This window comes from Mesobacillus sp. (genome assembly GCF_049588175.1).
In the GTDB taxonomy this organism is placed as follows: Bacteria; Bacillota; Bacilli; order Bacillales; family Cytobacillaceae; genus Mesobacillus.
In genome coordinates, this window is the sequence record NZ_JBAVFI010000183.1 from 1 (window position 1) to 2,404 (window position 2,404).

The 2,404-nt window shown below is 46.7% G+C and carries 1 protein-coding gene; it reads left to right on the forward strand.

Annotated features, from left to right (window positions below; all coding sequences use genetic code 11):
- Positions 1-630 precede the first annotated feature (630 nt).
- A partial coding sequence (locus tag WB217_RS04360) for a S8 family serine peptidase (protein ID WP_423990986.1) occupies positions 631-2,404 on the forward strand: 1,774 nt, incomplete at its 3' end.

Below are 2,404 nucleotides of genomic sequence, written 5' to 3' on the forward strand. Positions count from 1 at the left end.
CGATTCCTGATGACCAACGAATGGATTATCTACGTCCCAATCCTATTTTTTACACTTACTGCGCTGAGTGTGGCAATGATCAATAAAGCCTTGAGCGACTGGTTCAGCCAAAAAGATATGGTGAGAAAGAACAGAGGAATATAACGTCTTTAGGTATCGCGCTAACGTATTAAAGCAGTGGGGGTCTGACCCCCGGCGCGGTGATGCTTTAAAGGGGTGGGGGTCAGACCCCCGGCGGTTTAACGTGTTAAAGGGTCCTTTTTGGGGCTTTTTTTTATGCTTTCGATACCTGTTGTTACTACTTTGTTAGTAATAAGAAAAAGTGAGGAGGTTAATATTTTTTAACTCTCTTGCAAAATGGTTTCAATGTAAAAATTGTGGGAATATTAAGAAAAATAGCTAAGGAGTTGAACTTTGCATGAAGTAGAAAGCCGCCACTTTTTCTTTTATTTTTATGACCCCTCCGGTGCTCCTGCTGAAGCTGCACCACCCATCTGCAACCTTGGTATGACACAATAATAGACATTCCGGAACCAAGTTTACACCCCTTGAAGATCGGTTTTATCCTAGGGTTAAAGGATTGCAAATTCAAGAATTTTAAAATTTTATATTAGGTGAGAGGAGATCCACATGAAACGTTTCATCTATTTCTTATTTGCCCTGTTGCTCATTTTCCCATCCTTTATGGTCCAGCAAGGGAATGCTGGTGCCGCAACGACCGGTACTGCGGTTGTTGATCCACTGGTTGATAAAGCACTCAGTACAGCCAGCTCACTTGAAGTCATTGTCACTTTCAAAGGTGATGGTGCGCCAAGCAGTACACAATTGTCGCTGTTAAAGACGCTTGGCATCGAAACAGGGCTCAGCATGAAGTCGTTGCCGATTGCCGGAGTGATCGCAACAAAGGAACAAATTGAAAAACTGGCAGCCAACTCAGAGGTCCAATCGATTTACTTAAACAAGAAGCTATCCTATTTCAATGCCGACGCAACTGCCATCACTGGAGTTGATAAAGCAAGAACGGACGACAGCTTCCGCAAGGCAAACGGCGGTCTTCCTGTTACGGGGAAAGGGATCGGCGTTGTCGTGAATGACAGTGGAGTGGATGGCACACATAAAGACCATGAGTTTGGTAAAAATCTTGTCCAGAACGTTTTAGGGTCGACCAATCTGAATGCCCTTGCACCAGGCTTGCTGCCAATCACTTATCAGGAAAACGTTCCAAATACGGATACGAATTCCGGCCATGGCACACATGTTGCAGGAACGGTTGGCGGAACAGGTGCGATGTCAGGCGGCAAATATGAAGGTGCAGCACCGGGTGCGGATCTAATCGGCTACGGATCAGGCGCGGCGTTGTTCGTCCTTGATGGCATCGGCGGCTTCGATTATGCCATCACTCACCAGCAGCAGTACAATATTCGCGTCATCACCAATTCATGGGGATCTTCAGGCGACTTCGATCCAAATGATCCAATCAATATTGCCAGCAAAAAAGCATATGACCGCGGTATCACGGTTCTTTTTGCAGCAGGTAATGAAGGGCCAGCAGAAAACACACATAACCCCTATGCAAAAGCACCATGGGTCATCTCAGTAGCAGCGGGTGTTAAGGACGGCAAGCTGGCTGATTTCTCTTCAAGAGGAACAAAGGGTGTGGGCGGAACTTTTACCTTGGATGGCCAGGAATGGACATGGAAGGATGAGCCTACTGTTACTGCCCCAGGTGTCGATATTGTATCAACTCGCGTCATTGGGCCGGTATCAAGCCTTGGAGCGCAGCAGGATATCGAGACGATCGAAACAGCGTATCTGCCTTACTACACAACAATGAGCGGAACCTCGATGGCCACTCCGCATGTAGCAGGAATTGTTGCACTGATGCTTGAAGCAAATCCACTGCTTTCACCTGCAGAAGTGAAGCAGATTCTTGAACAGACAGCTACAAATATGCCAGGCTATGAAACGTGGGAAGTGGGTTCAGGCTACGTCAATGCATATGCTGCCATTGACAAAGTCTTTAACGACACTGCTTATGGTAAAACAGTAAACGCAGCACAAACCTTTTATAGCAATGTAAAATCGATAACGGAACGCAAGGAATTTTCAGTCAACTATAACCCATTAATATTTGTTTCTGACAATCAGTATGAATTTACGGTTGGAGAAGGCATGTCCAGCCTAGTGGCAAAAGTAGATGGTGCAGGTGTAATGGAACAAACAGGCAATCCAATTAACCTCGTCCTGATCGCACCAGATGGCACGGAGTACAGCTCGGGAGTCAGCCTGCTATTCCCGCTCTACTATGATCGCACTGTTTCAGTTACATCACCAGCACCGGGAGCCTGGAAAGCAGAAATCAGAGGGCTTCGCGGAGCAGACGCCAACCCGATCGGTGTAGGCC